The organism is Nocardia pseudovaccinii, assembly GCF_050942345.1.
Classification (GTDB): domain Bacteria; phylum Actinomycetota; class Actinomycetes; order Mycobacteriales; family Mycobacteriaceae; genus Nocardia; species Nocardia pseudovaccinii.
The window spans coordinates 9,631,227-9,654,290 of record NZ_CP192074.1; the positions used below are offsets into that span (position 1 = coordinate 9,631,227).

Here is a 23,064-nt window from a genome sequence, read left to right on the forward strand (position 1 = left end):
ACCCGACCACCCCGTAGGAGAGAGAAACGGTGTCGGATCCTTCGGGAACGGCCACTCGCGTGCCGAGCGACGGCGATCAGCCGACAAAGCGCGGATTCGGTGGCACCTTGGCGTTGGAGTTGCGGCGTTCCGGTAAGGCGTGGTTGTTCGTCACGCCCGTGCTGATCACCCTCGCGGTGGTCGTCGGCTATCCGGTCTTCCGCGCGTTGTACATGTCGTTCCAGAAGGATCCTGGACTCGACCCGGCGACCGGCATGTTCGTCGAGGGCGGCAGCGCAGGCTTCTCGAACTACACGCACTGGCTGCTGCAGCAGTGTCAGGCGGCTGGCGAGACGGTCTCCTGCCCGACCGGCAACCTCGGCTCGCAGTTCTGGCTGGCCATCGGCGTGACGCTGTTCTTCACGGTGATCACGGTGACCCTGGAGGCCACCCTCGGCCTCGGCATGGCCATGGTGATGGGCAAGACCTTCAAGGGCCGGGCGCTGCTGCGCGCGGCGGTGCTGGTGCCGTGGGCGATTCCGACCGCGGTCACCGCCCGGTTGTGGGAGTTCATGTTCCAGTACGACGGCGTGGTGAACCGGGTCTTCGGCACCCACGTGCTGTGGACCTCGGAGGCCTGGCCCGCGCGGTTCGCGGTCATCGCCGCCGATGTCTGGAAGACCACGCCGTTCATGGCATTGCTGCTGCTGGCCGGTCTGCAGGTGATTCCGGCCGATGTGTACGAGGCCGCCAAGGTCGACGGTGCGTCGGCCTGGCAGCGCTTCACCCAGATCACGCTGCCGCTGCTCAAGCCCGCGCTGTTGGTCGCGGTGCTGTTCCGCACCATGGACGGACTGCGCCTGTACGACCTGCCCGCGATCATGACGCTCGGCAACCCGTCCACCCGCCCGATTTCGGCGCTGGTGGTCGAACAGGTCCGCCAGGGGCCCAATAGCGCGGCGGCACTGTCGACAATCACCTTCCTGCTGATCTTCGCGGTGGCGTTCCTGCTGGTAAAGGTCTTGGGCGCCAATGCCGTTCGGACCCAGGAAGAACAGCGGGAGGCGCACTGATGACCACCGTGAGCACCAAAAAGCCCGCGGCACAGACACCTTGGGCCAAGCGCCTGGGCCCAGTGCGGCTGTATCTGGGTGCGCTGATCGTGCTGGTGTGGGGCCTGGCCCCGTTCTACTGGATGGCCGTCACCGCATTCCGCGATCCGGACTACACCTTCGACAACACGCCGTGGCCCACCCACGTCACCCTGGAGAACTTCCGCAACGCCTTCGACACCAGCCGCGGCAACGACTTCGGCAAGGCGCTGCTCAACAGCGTCATCATCGGCGCGGTGACCACGGCCGTCGCGCTTGTGCTCGGCGTGCTCGCCGCCTACGCGCTGGCGCGGCTCACCTTCAAGGGCAAGTACCTGGTCTCCGGGCTCATCCTGTCCGCGTCGATGTTCCCGGTGGTCGTGCTCGTCACCCCGCTGTTCCAGCTGTTCACCAACCTCGGCTGGATCGGCGAATACCAGGCGATGATCATCCCGAACATCTCCTTCGTGCTGCCGATGACCGTCTACATCCTGGCCTCGTTCTTCGCCGAACTGCCATGGGAACTCGAGGAAGCCGCCCGCATCGATGGTGCGACCAAGATGCAGGCGTTCCGGCTGGTCATGCTGCCGTTGGCTGCGCCCGCGGTATTCACCACCGCGATCCTGGCGTTCATCGCCTCGGTCAACGAATATCTGCTGGCCCGGCTGCTCTCCAGCGATAAGACCGAACCGGTGACCGTCGCGATCGCGCGCTTCTCCGGTAACAACCCGCTCGTGCAGCCCTACGCCGCGATCATGGCCGCGGGCACGATGGTCACGATTCCGCTGGTCATCATGGTGCTGCTGTTCCAGCGCCGGATCATCTCCGGTCTCACGGCGGGTGGCGTGAAGAGCTAGTACGCCTGTCGTATGGGTTGAATCCCATTGCGGCGGTAATACTCGGTGTATACGATCTCTGGTCATTTCCGATCGTGTCCTGTGCAGGTGAGTTTTACCGACGCTCCGGGAGGAGATGATCGTGAGCTCGTTCGGCAAGCGGCGACGCGGCGGCAGTCGCCGGGGCAAACCGGCGCCCGCACCCTATGCCTCGGTCGCGGGATTCAGCGAGCACAACTTCGGGACGTCACGACGCAAGGACAAGCCCCGACCGCCCGGCTCTTCGAAACCGTCTCGGCCGCAACCGACCCCGGCGAATCGACCGCAGCGCACCAGGGGCGAACGCTTCCGACGACTACTGCTCGCCCTGTTCATCACCTTCGTCGCGGTGCCGTCGCTGCTGTTCGTGCTGGTCTACTGGAGCGCCGAAATCCCGGATCCCGATTCGGTGCAGACCAATCAGATCGCCACCATCCTGGCCGCCGACGGAACCACGGTGATCGCGAAAGTTGTTCCGCCCGATGGCAATCGGATTCCGGTACCGCTGTCGGAGGTGCCCAAACCGGTGCGCGATGCGGTGCTCTCGGCCGAGGACCGCAACTTCTATACCAACCCCGGCTACTCGACCAGCGGATTCCTGCGCGCCGCGCGGGACAATATCCTCGGCAAAGAGGATGCGGGCGGCGGTTCCACCATCACTCAGCAGTATGTGAAGAATGCCTTCCTCGGGTCCGAACGCACCCTGACCAGGAAGATGCGCGAGCTGATCATCGCCGCCAAAATGGCGCGGCAATGGAGTAAGGACGACATCCTCGCCGCCTACCTCAACACCATCTATTACGGGCGCGGCGCGTACGGGATCTCGGCGGCCGCGAAGGCCTACTTCAACAAGTCGGTGCCGGAGCTGACGCTCGCCGAAGGGACGGTACTGGCCTCGGTCATCCGCACCCCATCGATCCTGGATCCGGAAACCCATCTCGCCGATCTGACCGCGCGCTGGAAGTACGTGCTCGAAGGCATGGTCGAGATGGGTGCGCTCGCGCCGGGCGACCGTGATGCGACGGTATTCCCGCCGATCGTCCCGATCACCGAAATCCCGGACGTCAACGCGGCCCGCGGCCCAGAGGGCCTGATCCGCAGCCAGGTGCTGCGGGAACTGCGCAGTGCGGGCATCAGCGAGCGGGAACTGAATACCGGGGCATTGCAGATCACCACCACCATCGATACCAAGGCACAGCAGGCCGCACTCGACGCGATCCACGATCGACTCGACCCGCAGCCGCCGGAACTGCGTGGCGCGGTGGTTTCGATCGACCCGCGCTCCGGCGCGGTGCGCGCCTACTACGGCGGCGCCGACGGTTTCGGCTTCGATTTCGCGCAGGCGCCGCTGCAGACCGGTTCCGCATTCAAGGTCTTCGCGGTGATCGCGGCGCTGCGGCAGAGTATTCCGCTCACCCGGATGCTCGACAGTTCACCGGTGACCGATCGCGGTATCACGATCACCAATGTGGACGGCGAATCGTGCGGCAAATGCAGCATGGCCGAGGCGCTGAAACGCTCGCTGAACACCAGTTTCTATCGACTGACGATGTCGATGTCCGACGGCCCCGAGGCAATTGCCGATGCCGCCCATCAGGCCGGTATCCCCGAAGAGATTCCGGGCGTGGCCGGTAAGACGCTCACCGAGGACGACGGGCACCCGCTCAACGGAATCGTGTTGGGCCAGTATCTGGTTCGCCCCATCGATATGGCATCGGCCTACGCGACGATCGCCAATTCCGGTGTCTACCACCAGCCCTACTTCGTGCAGCGAGTGGTCGCGGGCGACGGCCGCGTCCTGCTGGATCGGGGTGGACCCGACAGACAGGCCGGCAAGCAGCTGCCGCCCGGCCAGCAGCGCATACCGCGCGGCATCGCCGACAGTACCGCCGGCGCGATGATCCCGATCGCCGCATATTCCAACGGGCACAGCCTGTCCGGCGGACGCCCCTCGGCCGCCAAGACCGGCACCACCCAGCTCGGTGAGTCGAAAGAGAACAAGGACGCGTGGATGATCGGCTTCACCCCGTCGCTGTCCACGGCGGTCTGGGTCGGCACCGAACAGTCCCAGCCCATCGAAACCGCGCGCGGTACCGACATCTATGGCTCCGGTCTGCCCGCCGACATCTGGAAGCAGGTGATGGACGACGCGCTCGGCGGCACCCCGATCGAGCAGTTCCCGGCGGCCGGATCGCAAGGCGGCCCGCCGACCGCGAGCAAACCCTCCAGCGGCGGCGGCTACGACATCCTGAATCCGCCGACCAGCACCTCCGCCGCACCGGTGATCATCATTCCACCCGCCCCGGAGCCCTCGAAGGAAGTCGAAATCTTCCCCGGATTCAGCATTCCGGTGCCGGGCTGAATCTTTGGCAGCGCCTACGGCGCTGCGTGTTCGCGGCCCCTGGTGTCTCGCGGGCTGACCCTTTCGAGCGACCTGCAAGCAGTCGCTAGCGGCGTCGTCGAGACTCGCGACTACGTCGCATGCGCTTCGACGACTCGGACGCGAGACGGCCGCGAACGGCCGCTCGTAAGACTCGCTCCGTTTGGGTTGGCCGAAGCTTCCAGCTTGCTCATATTTGGTTCGCTATGAATGTGCGTCGACCGGGGCCATGGGAACGGATGACGTGGCAGCATCGTTTGCCAGAGTGAAGTGAGCGCGCGCGCCGGAACCGAAACCAGGCCGACGCCGACGTCGCGAGATCGATGAGGAAGGATATGCGCTCGAGCGACGACACGCGGCGCGAGCGTCAGGCCCGGAAGTAGCTTCCGCGGCCACGGGGGCCCGGGAGCGCCGCCAATTGGAGACAGACTAGACATAGGGGCACGCCGGTGGATTTCAATGTCGTTGACCGTCCCGAGACGCTCGTGGCGGGCACAGTGCTGCGCAGCCCGGCGCTCGCGGTCGAGGGACCGCGCCGCGCCAAGGTCGAGGAGGCGTGGAAACGCAATCTGGCCCGCAAGCTGCCCGGCCCGCCGACGACCGCGTATGTGGACCACGCGCCGGAGATCAACTCCTACTTGACGCATATCGTCGGCTACCGCTGCCACACGCTCGCGGATCTGCTACCGGGCGATGTGCTCGCCCGAGTACCCGCGGGACGGTTCGCCCGATTCACGCTCAGCGGCGACAATCTCGGCGACACCATCGTGACCATCTGGCGGGCGGTATGGGATGCCGAGGCCGCCGGACGATTGGTGCGCGGCTATACCGGTGACGTGGAACATTATCCGGACGCGCGCACGGCCGAAGTATTCGTGGCGCTGGCAGACGAACCGGTCGACGGTTAGGAACAGCTGTGGACTTCGAAATTGTCACATTGGACGAAAGCCTGGTCGCCGGACTCACGGTCCCGCTGGCCGGACGCGAGGTGACCGCCCGCGACCTGGACCTGGTGAACTTCACCTGGGACCGGTATCTGGCGCGGGAGAAAAACGTGCCGCGGGTCGCGGCCTATATCGGCCAGAACGATCACGCCGTCGCGATTCTGGGCTACGAGGTCGCCGAGATGGACGATATGGATGCCGGTGATGTGCTGACCCGGGTCCCGACCGGACGCTACGCGAAATTCGTTGTCTCCGATAAGCCCTACGATCTGCTGCGCACCGCATGGGCGCAGGTCCGCAAGGCCGAGAGCGCGGGCACCATCACCCGCTCGCACACCGCGGAACTCGAGCGCTACACGGGACCGACCTCCGTCGAGGTCTACGTCTCGCTCGACTGACCGCTCACCCCGTCGAGGCTAGTCAAATGGTGGCTGGCAACCCCGGCCACCACCATTTGACTACCGTCGACAAAGCTCGAGCACGCAACCACGACCGGTCGACCGGCTGGAAGATATGGGCCTGCCCGCCTGACTGCGGCAGGTAAGTCGGGTACGGCACACGATGCGCCCAGCACGGCCCGGCAAACCACGGGACGGCGAGCCATCCGAGGGCAGCCGAACCCGATATGTCGGTGCAGGACCACAGGCCCCACCGCAGCCCGACCAACCCGAAAGGGACGAGACCGGGCTGCGGCACCAACCGATTCGACACGCAAAGCCGGGCCGGAGATTTGTGCCCGGCCCGGCTTTACTCGTCAGTGCGCCCGATTACTCGGCGCCGATGATGAACGCTTCCAGCTGGGCGCGCGCGATGTCGTCCGCCAGCTGCTTCGGCGGGGACTTCATCAGGTACGCCGATGCCGGGAGCACGGGGCCGCCGATGCCGCGGTCCTTGGCGATCTTCGCGGCGCGCACCGCGTCGATGATGATGCCCGCCGAGTTCGGCGAATCCCACACCTCGAGCTTGTACTCCAGGTTCAGCGGCACATCACCGAAGGCGCGGCCCTCGAGACGCACATAGGCCCACTTGCGGTCGTCGAGCCAGCCGACGTGATCGGACGGGCCGATGTGCACATCGTTGGCGCCCAGTTCCTTCTTCAGGTTGCTGGTGACGGCCTGGGTCTTCGAGATCTTCTTCGACTCCAGGCGCTCGCGCTCGAGCATGTTCTTGAAGTCCATATTGCCGCCGACGTTCAGCTGCATGGTGCGGTCGAGCTGCACGCCGCGGTCCTCGAACAGCTTGGCCATCACGCGGTGGGTGATGGTGGCGCCGACCTGGCTCTTGATGTCGTCACCGACGATGGGAACGCCTGCCTTGGTGAACTTTTCGGCCCACACCGGATCGGAGGCGATGAACACCGGCAGCGCGTTGACGAAGGCGACGCCTGCGTCGATGGCGCACTGGGCGTAGAACTTGTCCGCCTCTTCCGAGCCGACGGGCAGGTAGGAGACCAGGACGTCGACCTTGTTGTCCTTCAGCACCTTCACGACGTCGACCGGCTGCGCCTCGGACAGCTCGATGGTCTCGGCGTAGTACTTGCCGATACCGTCCAGCGTCGGACCGCGCTGCACGACAACGTCGCTCGGCGGCACATCGGAGATCTTGATGGTGTTGTTCTCGCTGGCGAAGATCGCCTCGGCCAGGTCGAAGCCGACCTTCTTGGCGTCGACGTCGAACGCGGCGACGAATTTCACATCGCGCACGTGATACCGGCCGAACTTGACGTGCATGAGGCCGGGGACGGTGGAGGTCTCGTCCGCGTCCTTGTAGTACTGCACGCCCTGGACCAGCGAGGAAGCGCAGTTACCCACGCCGACGATGGCGACGCGGACCTGGGGGATGGCAGGAGGCGAAGCCGACGGGGTGGGCGAATTCGTGGCGTTGTCAGCCTTGTTGTCTTCACTCATGGCCGATATTTCCCTCTTTCTGTGGTGCCGCCTTCGTCGATTGCTCCGCCGCAATCAACTCGTTGAGCCAGCGCACTTCGCGCTCGCTTGATTCCAGACCGAGCTGGTGGAGCTGGCGGGTGTAGCGATCCAGCGAGCCACTGGCCTTCTTGATCGCCTCCCGCAGACCCTCTCGGCGCTCCTCGACCTGCCGTCGCCTGCCCTCCAGAATCCGCATCCGTGCTTCCGCGGGGGTGCGGCTGAAAAACGCCAGGTGGACGCCGAAGCCGTCGTCGGTGTAGTTCTGCGGTCCGGTATCGGCGAGCAGTTCGGTGAACCGCTCCCGCCCGGCCGGAGTCAGTTGATAGACCCGTCGCGCACGACGGGTGACGCCCGCGACGTTCTCCTCGGCGATCAGCCCATCGGTCTGCATGCGACGCAGCGTCGGATAGAGCGATCCGTAGGAGAAGGCCCGAAACGGCCCGAGCAATCCGGTCAACCGCTTGCGCAGCTCGTACCCGTGCATGGGCGCTTCGAGGAGCAGCCCGAGGATTGCCAGCTCGAGCATCGGGCTTCACCCCCTGACTGTGTGTGCAGACCTAACCGATGGATGCGACTTTCCACTATATCGGAGCGATATAAACGTGCATAGTCGTCGGCGATATAAAGCACTCTCTGCGCAGGTAGACCGACGGCGGGAAGCCGGGGCTCCCCACCGTCGGTGCCGACATTCTCGCTAGTCGATACCGAATGGCGCGGCGTAGCGCACCGTGCCGCGCGGTAGCGGTCGCGCCGGATCGAGCGTCAGTGCCATCAACGCCTCGTCCGGCACCTCGATGCTCAGGCCGATGCCGAACTCCGACGCCTTCTCGAAGCCGAAGCGCGGGTAGTAGGTCGGATGCCCGAGCACGATGACGAATGCCTCGCCCAATTGCTCCGCCGCCGCGAGACCCGCCCGGATTGCCGCGGCGCCGGCGCCGGACTTCTGATATTCGGGCAGCACCGCGCACGGTCCGAGACACAGCGCAGGCGCGCTGTCGACGTGGCAGCGGGTCAGCAGCGCGTAGCCGACCGGAGTGTCGTCCGGCAGCGTGCTGACGATGGACAGTCCATGGATCCAGGCCGGGTCGGCGCGCAGTGCGTCGACCAGATCGGCCTCATCGGGTCGATCGAAGGCCGCCTGGTTGATCACGTGGATCGCGGGGATATCGGCATCGGTTTCGGCGCGCGTGCGCCAATCGATGGGGGGATTCAACTCGGATTCTCCGTATTCGTATGGTTCGGGCCCGATTTCGGACACGGCACCGCCGTCACGCGAACCAGACGGCTCGCGGCACGAACGCCGGATGAGCAGCGATCAGACCGGGACCCGGGACATCTGAACAGTCCGGGCGTCGTGCGCGACGGCGGTCTTCGGCGCGGTCATCCCGCCCCACCTCCTCGGGCTGTATATCGGGTCGAATACGAACAAGGAATGCTAGCGCGCCCGATTGTGGCGGGCCAGCGAATTACGGCCGCCGCGGATCGCCCCGACTCCTCGTCAGCGACTGGGTGGGAAGACTTGCAATGGCTCCCCCGCTACCGTCGCTGTCAGATAGCCCGACGCACCCGCTTGGTTCTTCGCGTAGATCGAGACAGCGGCGTCCGAATCACTACGGCCCGGCGGGAATTCGATCGAGGCGTGCGTGATCGCGCCGCCGGTCTCGATCGACTGCGGCGCACCGGCCAGCAGCCCGGCGATAGCACGCAGATCGATGATCGCGAGATCGAAGGTGCGCACATCGGCCTTGCGCCCATTGCTGGTGGTGTAGTCGTGGAATCTGCCGTCGTAGCGATATCGCACGGTCTCGGTCGGATCGCCTGCCGCCTGCCGCTCGAAGAGCGCGTAGTCGGGATACAGGGTGACCTCGTCGACCTTCGTATCGCCGAACTCGGCGCGATATTCGTCGATGAAGTACGCCAGGCCGCTACCCGTGGTGAGCACCGGCACATGTTCGGACCACCCGAACGGTCCGGACCCGCCCGAAGCGCAGCTCGCGATGCCGCCCACCGCCGCACCGATGACAGCCGCACCGGCGATGAACGCCACCGGCGCGAGCCAGCGCCGCGGCCGACGGCGATCGACTCGGATCACCGGAGCGTCCACCAGATTCCGCGGAATCTGCAGATCGCCGATCAGCTCGTCCAGCTCACCGAATGCCTTGGCGCGCATGGCCTGCGCGGTGCGTTCGGCGTGTTCGGCATCGGTGAGCTGACCGTCGGCCAGCGCCGCGTCGAGCAGTCCGCAGACATCGGCCCGATCGGTATCGCGGGCCCGGATTCCGCTATAGCGCGTCGTCGCCATCGACCATCACCCTTGGAACGGCCAGGCGCGAACAACCTGGCCCGCCGGAGTCAGCACGTAGTACCCGGACTCGTTGAATTGATTGCCCGCGTAGATCCGCACGATGGTCGCACCCTTCGCGCTGCCGAAAGAGCTATAGGTACCGGTGGCGTCGACTTCCACATCCATATGCGTGACAACTCCGTTCGGCACCTTCAACGCGGTGGGCGCGGTCGCCAGCAAGTCCGACACAGCGGCGACGTTCAGCTGCGCCAGATCTGCGGCGGGCGTATCGGTCTTGCGACTGACGGGGGCACCGCTCTGCGCGAATCCGCCGCGGTAGTCGTAGCGGACCTGCCGATTCGGCTGGCCGGGTACCGCGCGCGTCACCGTGGCGTAATCGCCGAACAGGGTCAGTTGATCGGCCTGCAGATCACCGAACTTCTCCCGGTACTTCGTCAGGAAGTGCGTAAGCCCTTCGCGGGTGAGCAGATTCGGCGTCGCGACCACCACCGGTTGCACCGCACCGAGATCGGGCACCGCGGCGCCGACATGTGCGACGGGTGGTGCCTCCGATGTCGTGGCGCCGCTGGTCAGCGCGAAAGCGGCGACGGCGGCACAGACCGACGCGGCGGTCACACCGATCACATACCAGCGTCGGCGATTCGATCGAGGTGGCGCAGGCGGCAACGGCGCATCGGTCGGCCGTTGCAAGTCGTCGACCAGATCGGCCAAATCGCCGAGTGTCTTGGCCCCTTGCGCCAATTCGCCGAGGGTCTGATGCTCCTCTTCGGTGAGCTGACCGTCCCGGCGGGCGCTGTCGAGTACCTGCCCGGTTGTGTCGCGATCGGCGTCGCGGGCTCGGGTGTGATCGGGATAACGGCCCGTGGAACCGGGGCGGCGCAAGGGGTTTCGCGTCGGTGTCGGCGCACCCGGTACCAGATCGCGCACCGCCGAAGGGACCTGGAGATCGCGGGTGAGCCGGTCGAGATCGGCGATGGTCTTGGCGGTCTCGGCCCGCGCGGTACGGTCGCGATATTCATCGGCGCCGAGCTGGCCTTCGGCGTAGGCGGCATCCAGCACGCTGGACGCGTTGGCACGGTCGAGGTCACGCGCTCGCATACGTCCGGATGCTGCGGTCGACCGCCCGGATGTAGCGGGGGACACGGGAGAATCGTAATCCGCCGACGCCGGTAACGCCCCAGTTCAACAATGAATACCGGTCGGTCGATCCCGCACAGCCCAGCGCGGCCCGCGCGCGTCCCCGCTACTCTGGTTCTCGTGCGAATTCAGCGACAGGTGGTCGACTACGCTCTCAAGCGTCGTTCGCTGCTCGCTGACGTCTATGCGGGCCGTGTCGATGTTGCCGAGGTTTGCGATGCCAATCCCTACCTTTTACGTGCGGCGAAGTTCCACGGTCGGGGGAGTGAGGTCACATGCCCGATCTGCCGGAAAGAGCAATTGACGCTCGTATCCTGGGTCTACGGCGACGGCGTCGGCCCGATGGCGGGTTCGGCTCGCACACCAGAGGAATTGATACGCCTCGCCGAGACTCGCGAGGAGTTCTCGGTCCATGTCGTCGAGGTATGCCGGAGCTGCAGCTGGAATCATCTGGTGCAGTCCTATGTGCTCGGTACCGCTCCGTCGCCCACGCGGCGGCGCACGGGCACCAGGGCCAACCGGCGCACCGCAGCCGAATGATGTGCCAGGTCATCTGCCCGTCGGGTGACACGCGGAGCCTCGACGTGTCCGCCGCGGCGATAATCGCAGCACCGCGCCCCGCAGACCCTTACGAGTTATGGAGATCTTGTCAGTGAATTCGCCCTACGAGACTTCCCCCTACGGCGATGAACCGCACGGCGGCCGCACTCAGCGAAGTTCACCTCAGCCTCCGAACCCGTATCCCGGTCAGCGACCGGCCGGTCCCCCACCCGGTCGGCCCGGTCCCGGTGGTCCGCGGCCGCCGCAAGGCGGGTACCCGGGTGAGCCGCGTGGTCCGCAGCCGCCGCCGCGTCGACCGGGTCCGCCGCCGCAGGGCCGTCCGCCGCAGGGCAGGCCACTACCCGATAACGCCCCGCCCGGCGCGCAGTCCACGCAGAAGATCGAGCGCCCGAATCGGCAGCCCGGTTCGCTGACCGACGCGGTCGCCGAACGCAACCGCCGCACGGCCCCGCCCACCGGTCCCCGACCGGCCAGCCCGCGGCCCGGCCAGGATCGACCCGGTCAGGATCGCCCCGGCGCCCGTCAGCCCAACGGCGCCGGACCCACCACCGGCGAGCGCCGCGCGACCGCGGGCGCGCCGCCCTCGGGACCGCCGCCGCGCCGCAATGGCGGCAGCGGTGGTCCGGGCGGACCGGGCGGTCGTCGTCCCGGTGCGAAGAAGAAGTCGCCGTGGCGGATCGTGCGCCGGGTCATCTACGTCCTGCTAGCCCTGTCCATCATTCTGCCGAGCACGGTCTTCCTGATCGCCTACACCACGGTTTCGGTACCCCAGCCGGGTGACCTCAAAACCAACCAGGTCGCGAATATCCTCGCCAGCGACGGCACCACGGTGATCAGCAAGGTGGTACCGCCGGAGGGCAACCGGACCGACGTCACGATCGACCAGATTCCGCCGCATGTGCGCAATGCCGTGATCGCCGCCGAGGACCGGGACTTCTACACCAACCCGGGCTTCTCCGTCTCCGGCTTCATGCGCGCCGCCAGGGATCAAGCCCTCAACAGGGAGAGCGCGGGCGGTGGCTCGACCATTACCCAGCAGTACGTGAAGAACGCGCTCGTCGGTGACGAACACTCGCTGTCTCGCAAGCTGCACGAGCTGGTCATCTCGGCGAAGATGGCGCGCCAGTGGAGCAAGGACGAAATCCTCGCCGCCTACCTCAACACCATCTACTTCGGTCGCGGTGCGTACGGCATCGATGCCGCCGCCAAGGCCTACTTCGCCAAGCCGGTCTCGGAGCTCACCGTGGCCGAGGGCGCGGTGCTCGCCGCCACCATCCAGCAGCCCTCCGGCCTGGATCCGGAGAAGAACCCCGAGGGCGCGAAGTTCCGCTGGAACTATGTGCTCGACGGCATGGTCTCCGGCGGCAATCTCAAGGCCGAAGAACGCCAGGCCCAGCAGTTCCCGCAGGTCGTCCCGGTGTCCTCCACCAAGGACAAGGGCCTGGATGCCGGGCCCGAGGGTCTGATCAAGACCCAAGTGCTCAAGGAGTTGGCGGCCGCGGGCATCAGCGAACAGCAGCTCAACACCGCTGGTCTGTCGATTACCACCACGATCGATCCGAAGGCACAGCAGGCCGCCATCGACGCGGCGCAGAAGAAGATGCAGGGCGAACCGGAAAAGCTGCGCGCCGCAGTGGTTTCGGTGGATCCGAAGACCGGTGCGGTGCGCGCCTACTACGGCGGCGACGACGGTCAGGGCTACGACTTCGCCAATGCCGGTCTGCAGCCGGGATCCTCGTTCAAGGTCTTCGGTCTCGCGGAGAACCTGGAATTGGGCAAACCGCTGTCGGAGATGTACGACAGTTCGCCGATCACCGTGAACGGCATCAAGATCACCAACGTCGAAGGCGAGCAGTGCGGCACCTGCACCATCGCCGAGGCGCTCAAGCGCTCGCTGAACACCAGCTTCTACCGCATGGAGCTGGATATGCAGAACGGTCCGCAGAAGATCGCCGATATGGCGCACAAGCTCGGCATTCCGGAGACCATTCCGGGCGTCGGCAAGAGCCTGGTCGAGCCGGACGGCTCCCCGCCGAACAACGGCATCGTGCTCGGTCAGTACCAGGCCAGGGTGCTCGATATGGCCTCGGCCTACGCGACGCTGGCCGCCTCCGGCGTCTACCACGCACCGCACTTCGTCACCAAGGTGGTCAGCGCCGACGGGCAGGTGCTGCTCGACCGCGGTGATGTGGCCGGTGAACAGCGGGTCTCTGCGGCGGTCGCGGACAACGTCACCGACGCGATGAAGCCGATCGCAGCGTGGTCGCGCAATCACAACCTGGCCAACGGCCGCGAGTCGGCGACCAAGACCGGTACCGCCCAGCTGCTCGACACCGGCGAGAACAAGGACGCCTGGATGGTCGGGTACACCCCATCGCTGTCCACCGCGGTGTGGGTCGGCTCCATCGATAACTCGCCGCTGCGCAACTACAGCGGGGGCATGGTCTACGGCTCCGGTCTGCCCTCGGACATCTGGAAGGCCACCATGGACGGCGCCCTGGACGGCACCCCCAAGGAAACCTTCCCGAAGCCGGCCCCGATCAAGGGCCAGGCCGGTGTGCCCGCATGGTCCGCACCGTTCACCCCGCCGTCGACCACGGAGGCGCCGCTACTGCCGCCGATCCAGATCGTCCCGAATACGATCGACACCCCCTTCGGACCGATCCAGGTACCCGGTGTGCAACCGCAGACGCAGCAGCGCCAGCCCCAACAACAGCAGCAGCCGGAGTCGACGCCGCTGCCCGGACAGCCGACGGCGAACTCCGACGGTTCGATGCCGACGACCACCGGATCGCCCCAATCCGGTGGCACCGGTAACGGCAACGGCAGTCAACCGACCCGGACCCGCTGAACCGAAAAGCTCTGGCCAGCCCGCTGCGGCTGGCCAGAGCTTCCCGACGTTGTCGGATCAGACACTCGTGATGTACCAGAACCCATTCGGATCCTGGTAGCACTTGTCCCGCACCCCAGCCCAACTGAGGCATTCGGTGTAGGAACCGTAACCCTTCAAGACGACATATGAGCCGTCCGATATCTGAACGCACCTGTCGCGAACCCCGGCCCAGGTCAAGCATTCCGAGTACGACGGGTACCCCGCTGAGGCATTACCGGCGAATCCGACGAGCGCTGCGCCGACCAAGGCCGCGGTAGCCATGACTTTCGTGAACATTCCCACCCCTCCTGTGATGATCAACCACCCCTCCGACAGTTGATCAATACGATGCTAACACCGCCAAAAACGCCGCATAGCAGTTCGATCAGCGGCAACAGCCGCATCGAGAACGATACGCATTCGGCACTCAGTACCACTCGGTCCAGGCGGCGCACCCAGCGGCCGGTACTCTCGGATGGCGTGACCGAACAGCACCTCGCGGACGGGCGGACGAACGGGAGCGCGCCGCAGCCCACTGGGATGCAGTCCGGTGCAGCGCAGACCACACCGGCGTATGACGCGGGTGGGCACTATGTCGCGCCCGCGCCGCTGGCGCCGGACCTGCGCTCGGCCGACGGCCGAGATCGGCCCAGCCGCAACGATTCCCTGACCGCGCAGCTGAGCACGGTCGTCGGCGGCCCGGTCGGTGACCACGCGCTGATCGGGCGGGTGCGATTCTGGACCCCGATGCGGGTGCTGCTCGCCTTCGCACTGGTCTTCCTCGCACTCGGCTGGGCGAGCAAGGCAGGCTGCATCCAGCAGACGACCACGTCCGACGGTTCGCTCACCCTCGACTGGAACAACGGCCGCCAGTACATCGCCATGTGCTACTCGGATACCGTGCCGCTCTACGGTGCGGAGCGTTTGAACGAGGGCGCCTTCCCGTACAAGAAGGAATGGACCGAGCAGACTCCGGACGGCGGCCGCGAGACCAGGTACATGGAGTATCCGGTGCTGTCCGGGCTCTACCAGTACGCGTCCATGCAGGTCGCCAAGACCTGGGATGCGTCCCCGCTGCCCGGTGCGCTGCAGGTGGTCATCTACTTCAATGTGGTCGCGGTCGGTCTGGCCTTCGCTTGGCTGGTCACGGTATGGGCATCGGCGCAACTGGCGGGGCGGCGGATCTGGGATGCCGCGCTGGTCGCCTGTTCGCCATTGGTGATCGTGCACGCGTTCACCAATTTCGACGCGCTCGCAACGGCTTTCGCCGCCACCGGCCTACTCGCCTGGGCCCGCCGACGACCGCTGCTCGCGGGCCTGCTGCTCGGACTCGGCGGCGCGGCCAAGCTCTATCCGCTGCTGCTGCTCGGGCCGATCGTGGTGTTGTGCCTGCGTGCCGACCCACTGCAGCGAGTGCCGAGCGCACGGCTCGGACTCCGGTTGAGCGATATCAACAGCGGGCGCACCGCGATGACCTGGCTGCGCGAAACTCCGTATCGCATGCGGTTTCTCAGCGCTCGACCGCTCGGTGCGGCCGCCTTGACCGTCGCGGCCGCCGCGGGGACCTGGCTCATTGTGAATCTGCCCATTGCGCTGCTGTACCCGAATGGCTGGCGGGAGTTCTTCCGGCTCAACACCACTCGGCACGCCGATCCGGATTCCGTCTACAACGTCGTCACCTCGTTCACCGGCTGGGCCGGATTCGACGGCGAGATCGGACATGCCGAACAGCCGACCGTCCTGAATCTGGTGTCGCTGCTGGTATTCGTCGCAGCCTGTGCGGCGATCGCCTATATCGCGCTCACCGCCCCGCGCCGACCGCGCCTGGCCCAGCTGTGCTTCCTGGTCGTCGCCGCCTTCCTGATCACCAATAAGGTGTGGAGCCCGCAGTATTCGCTGTGGCTGGTGCCGCTGGCGGTGCTCGCGCTACCGCATCGCCGAATTCTGCTGGCCTGGATGACCATCGACGCACTGGTCTGGGTGCCGCGCATGTTCTACTACCTCGGCCTGGACCGCAAGGGTCTGCCCGAGGAGTGGTTCACCGGCACCGTACTGCTGCGCGATATCGCGGTACTCGCACTGTGCGCCTTGATCATTCGGCAGATCTACCGACCGGAGGAGGATCTGGTCCGGCGCGATTTCGTGGACGATCCGGTCGGTGGCGTCATCGATCGCGCACCGGACCCGCTGCTGCCCTGGCTGCCGGAGGCACTGCGGCCAAGGGCTTTGCTCAGCCGCTAGCGACTGCTTGCAGGTCGCTCGAAAAGGTCAGCCGCTAGCGACTGCTTGCAGGTCGCTCGAAAAGGTCAGCCGCTAGCGACTGCTTGCAGGTCGCTCGAAAAGGTCGGTTCAGCTGGTGCGCAGGTAGCGCGCCTGCCTGGCCGGTTCCCTCGGCAGCAGGTCCAGATCCAGCTGCCACGCGCTGCCGGTCCACGGATCGAACAGCGGGGTGCCGTCCACCGTCGGCAGGTGACGGCAGGCCTGGGACAGCATTGCCACCGTGCCGTCACTGGACTCGGATTCGTCGGTGCCGACGATCACCGTGGACAGCCCGATCAGATCGCCGCGCACCAGCAGCGTGGCGATGCGCTGCGCGTCCGCGGTCTGGTATCCGTGCGGGAAGTCCGCGGCAAGCAATACCCGATGCTCGGTCGGCGGCGTGAAATTCCCACTGGAATAAGCCAAATCGGCGAGGTCGGCGGCCTCGACCAGGATCTGCAGCCGCGCCGAGATATCGCCGAAGTCGGTGATCGGCGGACCGTTCAGCACCGGGGTCAGCGGACCGACGAGCTGGCTGAACGCACCGGTCAGATCGATCATGTCGACCAGGGTGCGCCGACCGGGATCGGCCGCGAGCAGGCGCGCGAGCACCGCGCCGACGACCGGGGTCGCCGCGGCCGTGGATTCGGTATCGATCCACAGCGGACGGGTCAGCGGCACCGGCACGCAGTACGGAATGCGCAGCGGTCCACGCTCGTTCGCGTAGAGCTCGCCGAGTCGGATGCCATCGCTCGGTGTCGGCGCCCCGTCCCAGGCGGGCGAATCCCAGGACGCAAGTGACGGCGGCAGTTGCCGATCGGCGTCGGCGAGTTCACCCATGAGCGCTTGGCTATCGCGCAGATGACTACCTTCCGCGGTGGCGATCAGATCGTCACAGCGACGCTGTGCGGTCTGCCTGGCCTCCTCGGCGGCGGGGGTGTTCCTGGTCGCCGGATCCGAAACCGCCGCGGACAGTTCCTGATCCAGCCGCTGCATGGCGTAATCACGCGCGGAGATGAGCGCGGCGGCCGAGCGCGCGGCATCCTCGAAGATCATCCACAGGCGTTCGAGTCCGTGCGCGACCTCGAGCGGCGCCGGACCGGCGGCACGGGAGTCGCCGGGACCGCTGATGGTGTCCTGACCACCGGCCCGGCCCGCGCTGCCGACCGGTTCGGCTTCCCGCAGATCGGCCGCGTTGCGTTGCCCGGACTGCGGCGTCGCCGGTTCGTCGACCTCGACGCCGTGCGCGGTGAGCAGCACGGCCAGCCCACCCGCATAGCCCTGACCGACCGCGCGCAGCTTCCAGTCGGTTCCGCGCCGGTACACCTCGAGGCAGATCAGCGCGGTCTCCCCCGCGGACGGATTGATCGCGAATTCCGCTGTAGGGGTGTCGTGCACGGCGAGTTCGGCGGTGACCGCACCGAGCCCGTGCGCCTGCGCCGGCGCGGCCGGATCGGCGCTGACCACCAGCAGCACTGCCTTGGCATCGGCACGCACCTCGGCGAGCCGGATGGTGACGCCGTCCTCGGACAGCGTCACCCCCGCGGTCTCGGCCTGGTTGTAGAACACGAAATCGCCGGTATCGAAGACCCGCAGGTTCTCCGCCACAACCAGCGCCGAAACATCCAGGGCAGCCCCGGCTTTCGCGCTGAATCGAACGACATCACCGGTCAGCACCGTATTCTGACCGGCCTTCAGCTGAATCACGTTGTCCGCCCCGTTGTTTCGTGCAGTATCAATTACCCAGGAACCGGCCCAGCTGTGGCACCGCTTCACCGGGATGCTTGGCCTGGAAGCCTTCGCCGAGCGCCTGCAACTTCCAATCGCCGCCTACCCGGAACAGCTTGGCCATCGCCATCGCGGTGAACGGCATACCGCCTGCCATGGTGTACCTGGCCAACTCGCCGTTGTTGGCGCCGTCGACCAAGCGGCAGAACGCATTCTGGACTTGTTCGAAGGTGTGGCCCTTATAGGAGGTCACGATGAAGACCAGCGTGCTGACGTGCGCCGGGATCCGGGTCAGGTCGACCAGGATCACCTCGTCGTCGCCCTCACCCTCACCGGTGAGGTTGTCGCCCTGGTGCCGGATCGAGCCGTCCTTGGAGGTCAGCTGGCCGTAGTAGGCGACATCCACCACGTTCATATCGGCGAACATCACCACCGACGCGTCGAGGTCGATATCGACGGTCCGGTTGCCGAACATGCCGCGGCTGCGCACCGGATCCCAGCCCAGACCCATCTTCACGAAGGTCAGCGCGGCGCCGCCCTCCTTGCGCAGGGTGACCCGCTGGCCCTTGACCAGGCTGACCGGACGATCCTTGCTCAGGCTGATTTCGCTGGGCGGCTGTTGCTGCGCGGCAGGCTGGGCGGGCGGCGGATAGCCCTGGCCCGGGCCGGGTGCGGGCGGCGGGTAACCACCGGGGGCGGGCGGGGGCGGGTAGCCCTGGCCGGGCGGCGGGTAACCGGGTGCGCCCTGGGGGTAACCCTGCTGCGTCGGCGGGTACTGCGGCTGCTGCTGCGTCGGGGGTGCGGGCTGTGGCGGCGGCGGGTAGCCCGGTCCGGGCTGGGCGGGCTGGTAGGCCGGTGGCGGCGGAACCTGCGTCGCGGCCGGAGATTCGTCGACGGTTACACCGTGATCGGTGACCAGCGCCGCGAATCCACCGGCGTAGCCCTGGCCGACCGCGCGTACCTTCCACTCGCTCTGGCGCCGGTACAACTCGAGTGCGATCACGATCGACTCGGAGTTCAAACCGTCGATGCGGTACTCGTACAGCTGATTACCCGCCGAATCCGACACGATCGCCGTCGGCGCGGGAAAACGGCCGAAATTGCTGGTCGCGTCGTCCAGGGTGATCACCGCGCGGATCTGCGCGATATCCGCGGGCACCGCATTCAGCGATACCGCCAGCGACGCGGGCTGCCCCGACGGCGCGGGCTGCAGATTCACCCCGGGGCCATTGGGCTGATTGAAGAAGACGAAGTCCGCGTCGGAACGGACCTTCCCCGACTCGGTGACCAATAGCGCGGACAGATCCGCGGGTGCGGTCAGCTGGACGGAGATCACCACGTCATTGACGGCCAGCGGGCCATTCTGACCCTTGGCGAGTGTTGCGGACAAGTTCGACCCTTCGCTTGTCGGTGCGTACGGTGCCACTCTACGAGAAACGTGCCGACCACGATCCGAAGTAACTCCTCGCCGTGGCCCATACAGGTACTCCAAGATCGGTTAGGGTGGCGAAACGCGGTCGGAGCGGCGGGCGATAAACCCGTGTTCCCCTACGAGACAGCAGGCAAACTCCCTATGGCGCAACTGTTCGAGCAGTCGAAAAAGGTGATCGAGGCACACCTCGACGGATCGAGTATCCGGGCGATTTCCGGCTCGATGGTCGCCTACGAAGGAAATGTGCAGTTCAAGTCGGCCGGTTTCGGCGGCGGCGACGGCGTACTCGCCGGGCTCAAGCGGCGTGCCACCGGCGAGAAACTGTCGCTGATGGAATGCAGCGGCAACGGCCGGGTCTTCTTCGCGGTCAATGGTCAGCACGTGACCGTGGTGAATCTGAATAACGAGACGCTGCAGGTCGAATCGCAGCAGCTGCTGTGCTTCGCCGGAAATCTGCGCACGGACGTGCGTTTCGCCGGTCTGCGCGGTGCGTCGTCGGGTGCGGGTCTGTTCACCACCACGGTGACCGGACAGGGGCAGGTCGCACTGCTCTCGGCGGGCGGGCCGCTGATCCACCTGGAGGTTTCACCGCAGTATCCGCTGATCGTCGATCCGGATGCCTTCGTGGCCTGCCGGGGCAATCTGAATCAGTCGTTCGTGACCGATGTTTCGTGGCGCACCTTCGTCGGCCAGGATGCCGGGGAGGCGTTCTCGCTGCGCTTCGACGGCCAGGGCCTGGTGTTGATCCAGCCTGCGGAACGGTAAGGGAGCCAGCGATGTTCGAGAAGGTCAACGGCAAGGTCGTCAAGGTCGACGTCGGGATGGCGGGCGGCGTGGTCGCGCGCAACGGCGCGATGCTGTTCTACACCGGCGATATTTCCTTTGCGCCACACCAGATTCCGGGCGCCGCGCCCGGTATGGGCGGTGGCGGCATTATGCGGATGGCGGGCCGGATGATGGCCGGTGAGCACGAACGCACCATGCTGGCCTCCGGTAATGGCGAGGTGCACTACGGCTTCGCCGGGCTGGAAGTGCATGTTGTGCAGATGCAGCCGGGCGCGGTGCTGCGCGTCGAGGCCTCGCGGCTGCTGGCCAATACCGCCGCGCTGCAGAGTTCGATTGTGTCCGTGATGAGTTCGGGGGGCGGTGGTGGCGGCGGACTGATGGGTGCGTTGCGCGGTGCGGCCAGTGGTGCGCTGACCGGTCAGGGCATGTTCACCACGCAGCTGTCCGGACAGGGCGCGGCGGTGCTGCTGGCCCACGGCGGATTCCTGGAACTGCCGGTGGGCGGGCCGAATCCGATCGTGGTGGACCCGCAGGCCTTCGTTGCCGCCTACGGCAATGTGCAGACCGAGCTGAAGACGGCGTTGAGCTGGCGCGATGCGGTCGGTCGCGGTTCCGGCGAGGCGATGCAATTGCATTGTGCCGGACAGGGTGTCGTGTACGTACAGGCCTCGGAAGAGAAGTTGTGAACCATGACCGATATTTTGAATCCGCTGAATCTCGGTGAGAGCGACAACCTTCCGGGTAACAGCTACGCCTACTGCATCGACCTGAACAAGCCGTGGTTCATGCGCAAGGGCGCGATGATCGCCTACTACGGCGATATGCGCTTCCAGATGCTCACCCACGGATTGCAGGGCGGACTGCTGCACATGGTCTCGCAGCAGTTCTCCGCGCCGCTGTTCACCGGCGACTATGTGATCGCCGAGGGCCACGGCAAGCTGATCATCGGCGACCGCGGCTACGACATCAATTCCTATGACCTCGAGGACAACGGCAACCTCACGATCCGCGCCGCCAACCTGCTCGCCTTCGAGCCGGGACTGTCGCTGAATCAGTCCATCGTCCCCGGATTTCTCACCCTCATCGGCACCGGTAAGTTCCTGGCCTCCTCCAATGGCCCGGTCATGTTCGCCGAACCGCCGCTGCGCGTCGATCCGGAAGCCCTTGTCGGCTGGGCGGATTGCCCATCACCCAGCCATCACTACGATCAGCGCTGGGTCTCCAGCTTCCTCGCCGCCGGTGCGGCGCGCTTCGGGGTGAACTCCGGTGAGGAGCGCCAGTTCGACTTCACCGGCGCCGGAACGGTTCTCATTCAATCCAGTGAGAAGATCCTCAGCGATTCCGCGCTGGTTCGCACCATCGAGGGTCAATTGCAGAGCGGTATGACCGTCGGCGGCCTGCAGCGGCTGCACGGTGTGATTACCCAGCAATTGGGCGCCCAGCAACAGAATTACTGAACCGGATGACTCGAGGATCATCCTCGCGCCGGGACTCGAGCTGGCGGACGCCCCGCATCGAGGCGCGCGGAAGACTGCCCGGTGCTGGTACCGCCGTCAGGACTTCGACAGCCCGACGCGCTCCGCGAACGCCGACATTTCCTCGAGCTGCACGGCTTGGTCTGTGGCGGTAGCGCCGACGATGATCCGGGTCACGCCTTGTGCGGCGAATCCCTCGACCCGATCCTGTGGCATATCGATCGATCCCCATCGGGTGTATTCCAGCGCGGCTGGATCCCGGCCCTCGGCAACGGCGGTGGATTTCGCGAGATCCCATTGCTCCGCACGTTCGGCGGGCATCAGCATCCCACCCGGGAAATACCCATCGCCACGTCGTCCCACTCGCCGCGCCGCGGCCCGGCTCGATCCGCCGATATGGATCGGCAACTGGTCTCCCCCATGAGGTTTGGGATATACGCATAGCTTGTCGAACGAAAAGAATTCGCCGTGGTAGTCGACACCATCCGCGCCACCGGCCCACAGCAGGCGCAGCACATCGATCGCCTCATCGGTCCGACGGCCCCGGGATGCGAAATCCACCCCCACCGCGACGGCCTCACCAGGCAAGGTGCCGATTCCCACGGTCAGCAACCGCATTCGTCCCTTGGACAGCAGGTCGATGGTGGCGAGCCGCTTGGCGAGCACCACCGGATGCCGATACGGCAGCAGCAGCACGCCGGTGCCCAACAGGATCCGCTCCGTGGCCGCGGCGACGAAGCTCAGGCAGTCGAGCGGATCGGGAAACGGCAGTGTCGGTGGCATGTCGTACGCTCCGATCACCGCGCCCGGATAGAGCGCAATATGATCCGGCAGGTAGATCGACTCGAAACCGCACTGCTCGGCATGTTGCGCGAAGGCCATCAGCCGGTCCGGATCGGTGCCGTAATACGGTGTGCTGTAATTGATTCCGAATTTCATCAGGACACCGCCGCAGCGTCGAGCTGGTCGCACAGTTGCGAGCGCACCGCATGTAACCGATCGATGGCGGCGTCGACTTCGTCGAGTTTGCGTCGCAATGTCGCCACCGAATCCGGGCAGACATCCCCGGAGGTATTTCCAGCACGGATGCAGGCGACGAACGGGCGGATATCGTCGAGGTCGAAACCGACGTCGAGCAGCGTCCGGATCTTGTTTACGACCCGCAATTCCGACTCGTCATAGACGCGATACCCGTTGGTCGAGCGCCGCGCCCGCACCAAACCGTGCTCCTCGTAGTAGCGCAGCGTCCTGGTACTCGTCCCGACGCGCTCGGCCAGCTCACCGATCAGCATTCGACCTCCTTCACGACCCG

The 23,064-nt window shown here is 66.1% G+C and carries 20 protein-coding genes; 11 read left to right on the top strand and 9 right to left on the bottom strand.

Annotated features, from left to right (window positions below):
• Nucleotides 1-29 precede the first annotated feature (29 nt).
• From ACQPZ2_RS43210 to ACQPZ2_RS43230, 5 genes are all read left to right on the top strand, one after another.
• Nucleotides 30-1,052 carry a carbohydrate ABC transporter permease gene (locus ACQPZ2_RS43210; protein ID WP_084509351.1) on the top strand — a complete coding sequence of 341 codons (1,023 nt, stop codon included), beginning with the start codon at nt 30-32 and terminating at the stop codon, nt 1,050-1,052.
• A complete protein-coding gene (locus ACQPZ2_RS43215; protein WP_433523593.1) occupies nt 1,052-1,927 on the top strand; it encodes a carbohydrate ABC transporter permease in 876 nt (291 codons plus the stop codon). The genes ACQPZ2_RS43210 and ACQPZ2_RS43215 overlap by 1 nt, the downstream gene beginning before the upstream one ends.
• 115 nt (nt 1,928-2,042) lie before the next feature.
• Nucleotides 2,043-4,307, top strand: coding sequence for a transglycosylase domain-containing protein (locus ACQPZ2_RS43220; RefSeq protein WP_433523594.1), 2,265 nt, complete (start codon nt 2,043-2,045; stop codon nt 4,305-4,307).
• Nucleotides 4,308-4,774: 467 nt separating this feature from the next.
• Entirely contained in the window at nt 4,775-5,233 is a 459-nt protein-coding gene (locus ACQPZ2_RS43225; protein WP_433523595.1) for a GyrI-like domain-containing protein, read from the top strand.
• 8 nt (nt 5,234-5,241) lie between these two features.
• Nucleotides 5,242-5,667, top strand: coding sequence for a GyrI-like domain-containing protein (locus tag ACQPZ2_RS43230; RefSeq protein ID WP_040697421.1), 426 nt, complete (start codon nt 5,242-5,244; stop codon nt 5,665-5,667).
• Between the two features lie 369 nt (nt 5,668-6,036).
• On the opposite strand, the gene ACQPZ2_RS43235 is transcribed toward ACQPZ2_RS43230, so the two are convergent.
• The 5 genes from ACQPZ2_RS43235 to ACQPZ2_RS43255 all read right to left on the bottom strand — a co-directional run bounded on the left by ACQPZ2_RS43235 (nt 6,037) and on the right by ACQPZ2_RS43255 (nt 10,600).
• Nucleotides 6,037-7,176, bottom strand: a complete 1,140-nt coding sequence (locus ACQPZ2_RS43235) for an inositol-3-phosphate synthase (RefSeq protein WP_433523596.1) — start codon at nt 7,174-7,176, stop codon at nt 6,037-6,039.
• The gene (locus ACQPZ2_RS43240; protein WP_040697429.1) at nt 7,169-7,723 is read right to left on the bottom strand and encodes a PadR family transcriptional regulator; all 555 of its coding nucleotides are present in this window, start codon (nt 7,721-7,723) and stop codon (nt 7,169-7,171) included. The genes ACQPZ2_RS43235 and ACQPZ2_RS43240 overlap by 8 nt, the downstream gene beginning before the upstream one ends.
• A 168-nt stretch (nt 7,724-7,891) precedes the next feature.
• A complete protein-coding gene (locus ACQPZ2_RS43245) occupies nt 7,892-8,410 on the bottom strand; it encodes a GNAT family N-acetyltransferase (protein WP_433523597.1) in 519 nt (172 codons plus the stop codon).
• A gap of 285 nt (nt 8,411-8,695) precedes the next feature.
• A complete protein-coding gene (locus ACQPZ2_RS43250; RefSeq protein ID WP_433523598.1) occupies nt 8,696-9,499 on the bottom strand; it encodes a DUF1707 SHOCT-like domain-containing protein in 804 nt (267 codons plus the stop codon).
• A gap of 6 nt (nt 9,500-9,505) precedes the next feature.
• Nucleotides 9,506-10,600 (bottom strand): DUF1707 SHOCT-like domain-containing protein, encoded by a 1,095-nt coding sequence (locus tag ACQPZ2_RS43255; protein ID WP_433523599.1) that lies wholly within the window; start codon nt 10,598-10,600, stop codon nt 9,506-9,508.
• A 159-nt stretch (nt 10,601-10,759) separates the two neighbouring features.
• Here ACQPZ2_RS43255 and ACQPZ2_RS43260 point away from each other — a divergent pair, with 159 nt between their 5' ends.
• The 3 genes from ACQPZ2_RS43260 to ACQPZ2_RS43270 all read left to right on the top strand — a co-directional run bounded on the left by ACQPZ2_RS43260 (nt 10,760) and on the right by ACQPZ2_RS43270 (nt 16,313).
• Nucleotides 10,760-11,179: a DUF5318 domain-containing protein gene (locus ACQPZ2_RS43260; RefSeq protein WP_169814622.1), complete on the top strand. Its 420-nt coding sequence runs from the start codon at nt 10,760-10,762 to the stop codon at nt 11,177-11,179.
• A gap of 730 nt (nt 11,180-11,909) precedes the next feature.
• Nucleotides 11,910-14,051 (top strand): transglycosylase domain-containing protein, encoded by a 2,142-nt coding sequence (locus ACQPZ2_RS43265; RefSeq protein WP_433527689.1) that lies wholly within the window; start codon nt 11,910-11,912, stop codon nt 14,049-14,051.
• A gap of 561 nt (nt 14,052-14,612) precedes the next feature.
• Complete coding sequence (locus ACQPZ2_RS43270; RefSeq protein ID WP_433527690.1) at nt 14,613-16,313, top strand: glycosyltransferase family 87 protein; 1,701 nt, start codon at nt 14,613-14,615, stop codon at nt 16,311-16,313.
• 108 nt (nt 16,314-16,421) lie between these two features.
• Here the strand turns inward: ACQPZ2_RS43270 and ACQPZ2_RS43275 are convergent, their stop codons facing one another.
• Both ACQPZ2_RS43275 and ACQPZ2_RS43280 read right to left on the bottom strand, forming a co-directional pair.
• Nucleotides 16,422-18,038: a TerD family protein gene (locus ACQPZ2_RS43275; RefSeq protein WP_433523600.1), complete on the bottom strand. Its 1,617-nt coding sequence runs from the start codon at nt 18,036-18,038 to the stop codon at nt 16,422-16,424.
• A gap of 28 nt (nt 18,039-18,066) precedes the next feature.
• Complete coding sequence (locus ACQPZ2_RS43280; RefSeq protein ID WP_433523601.1) at nt 18,067-19,449, bottom strand: TerD family protein; 1,383 nt, start codon at nt 19,447-19,449, stop codon at nt 18,067-18,069.
• A gap of 183 nt (nt 19,450-19,632) precedes the next feature.
• Here ACQPZ2_RS43280 and ACQPZ2_RS43285 point away from each other — a divergent pair, with 183 nt between their 5' ends.
• Genes ACQPZ2_RS43285 through ACQPZ2_RS43295 form a run of 3 tightly spaced genes read left to right on the top strand, consistent with a single transcriptional unit; the run spans nt 19,633 to nt 21,734 of the window.
• Nucleotides 19,633-20,256, top strand: a complete 624-nt coding sequence (locus tag ACQPZ2_RS43285; RefSeq protein ID WP_433523602.1) for an AIM24 family protein — start codon at nt 19,633-19,635, stop codon at nt 20,254-20,256.
• A gap of 11 nt (nt 20,257-20,267) precedes the next feature.
• Nucleotides 20,268-20,963, top strand: coding sequence for an AIM24 family protein (locus ACQPZ2_RS43290; protein WP_433523603.1), 696 nt, complete (start codon nt 20,268-20,270; stop codon nt 20,961-20,963).
• Between the two features lie 3 nt (nt 20,964-20,966).
• Nucleotides 20,967-21,734 (top strand): AIM24 family protein, encoded by a 768-nt coding sequence (locus ACQPZ2_RS43295; protein WP_063042659.1) that lies wholly within the window; start codon nt 20,967-20,969, stop codon nt 21,732-21,734.
• Nucleotides 21,735-21,830: 96 nt separating this feature from the next.
• Here the strand turns inward: ACQPZ2_RS43295 and ACQPZ2_RS43300 are convergent, their stop codons facing one another.
• Both ACQPZ2_RS43300 and ACQPZ2_RS43305 read right to left on the bottom strand, forming a co-directional pair.
• Nucleotides 21,831-22,691 (bottom strand): LLM class F420-dependent oxidoreductase, encoded by an 861-nt coding sequence (locus tag ACQPZ2_RS43300; protein WP_433523604.1) that lies wholly within the window; start codon nt 22,689-22,691, stop codon nt 21,831-21,833.
• Nucleotides 22,691-23,044, bottom strand: a complete 354-nt coding sequence (locus tag ACQPZ2_RS43305) for a MerR family transcriptional regulator (RefSeq protein ID WP_433523605.1) — start codon at nt 23,042-23,044, stop codon at nt 22,691-22,693. Before ACQPZ2_RS43305 ends, ACQPZ2_RS43300 begins: the two co-directional genes overlap by 1 nt.
• Nucleotides 23,045-23,064: the final 20 nt, after the last annotated feature.

Bases quoted from the DNA above. Each gene is read 5' to 3' on its own strand.
- ACQPZ2_RS43215 (WP_433523593.1), top strand. From the start codon at position 1,052: ATGACCACCGTGAGCACCAAAAAGCCCGCGGCACAGACACCTTGGGCC.
- ACQPZ2_RS43220 (WP_433523594.1), top strand. From the start codon at position 2,043: ATGATCGTGAGCTCGTTCGGCAAGCGGCGACGCGGCGGCAGTCGCCGG.
- ACQPZ2_RS43235 (WP_433523596.1), bottom strand. From the start codon at position 7,176: ATGAGTGAAGACAACAAGGCTGACAACGCCACGAATTCGCCCACCCCG.
- ACQPZ2_RS43240 (WP_040697429.1), bottom strand. From the start codon at position 7,723: ATGCTCGAGCTGGCAATCCTCGGGCTGCTCCTCGAAGCGCCCATGCAC.
- ACQPZ2_RS43250 (WP_433523598.1), bottom strand. From the start codon at position 9,499: ATGGCGACGACGCGCTATAGCGGAATCCGGGCCCGCGATACCGATCGG.
- ACQPZ2_RS43255 (WP_433523599.1), bottom strand. From the start codon at position 10,600: ATGCGAGCGCGTGACCTCGACCGTGCCAACGCGTCCAGCGTGCTGGAT.
- ACQPZ2_RS43270 (WP_433527690.1), top strand. From the start codon at position 14,613: ATGCAGTCCGGTGCAGCGCAGACCACACCGGCGTATGACGCGGGTGGG.
- ACQPZ2_RS43285 (WP_433523602.1), top strand. From the start codon at position 19,633: ATGGCGCAACTGTTCGAGCAGTCGAAAAAGGTGATCGAGGCACACCTC.
- ACQPZ2_RS43290 (WP_433523603.1), top strand. From the start codon at position 20,268: ATGTTCGAGAAGGTCAACGGCAAGGTCGTCAAGGTCGACGTCGGGATG.
- ACQPZ2_RS43295 (WP_063042659.1), top strand. From the start codon at position 20,967: ATGACCGATATTTTGAATCCGCTGAATCTCGGTGAGAGCGACAACCTT.
- ACQPZ2_RS43300 (WP_433523604.1), bottom strand. From the start codon at position 22,691: ATGAAATTCGGAATCAATTACAGCACACCGTATTACGGCACCGATCCG.
- ACQPZ2_RS43305 (WP_433523605.1), bottom strand. From the start codon at position 23,044: ATGCTGATCGGTGAGCTGGCCGAGCGCGTCGGGACGAGTACCAGGACG.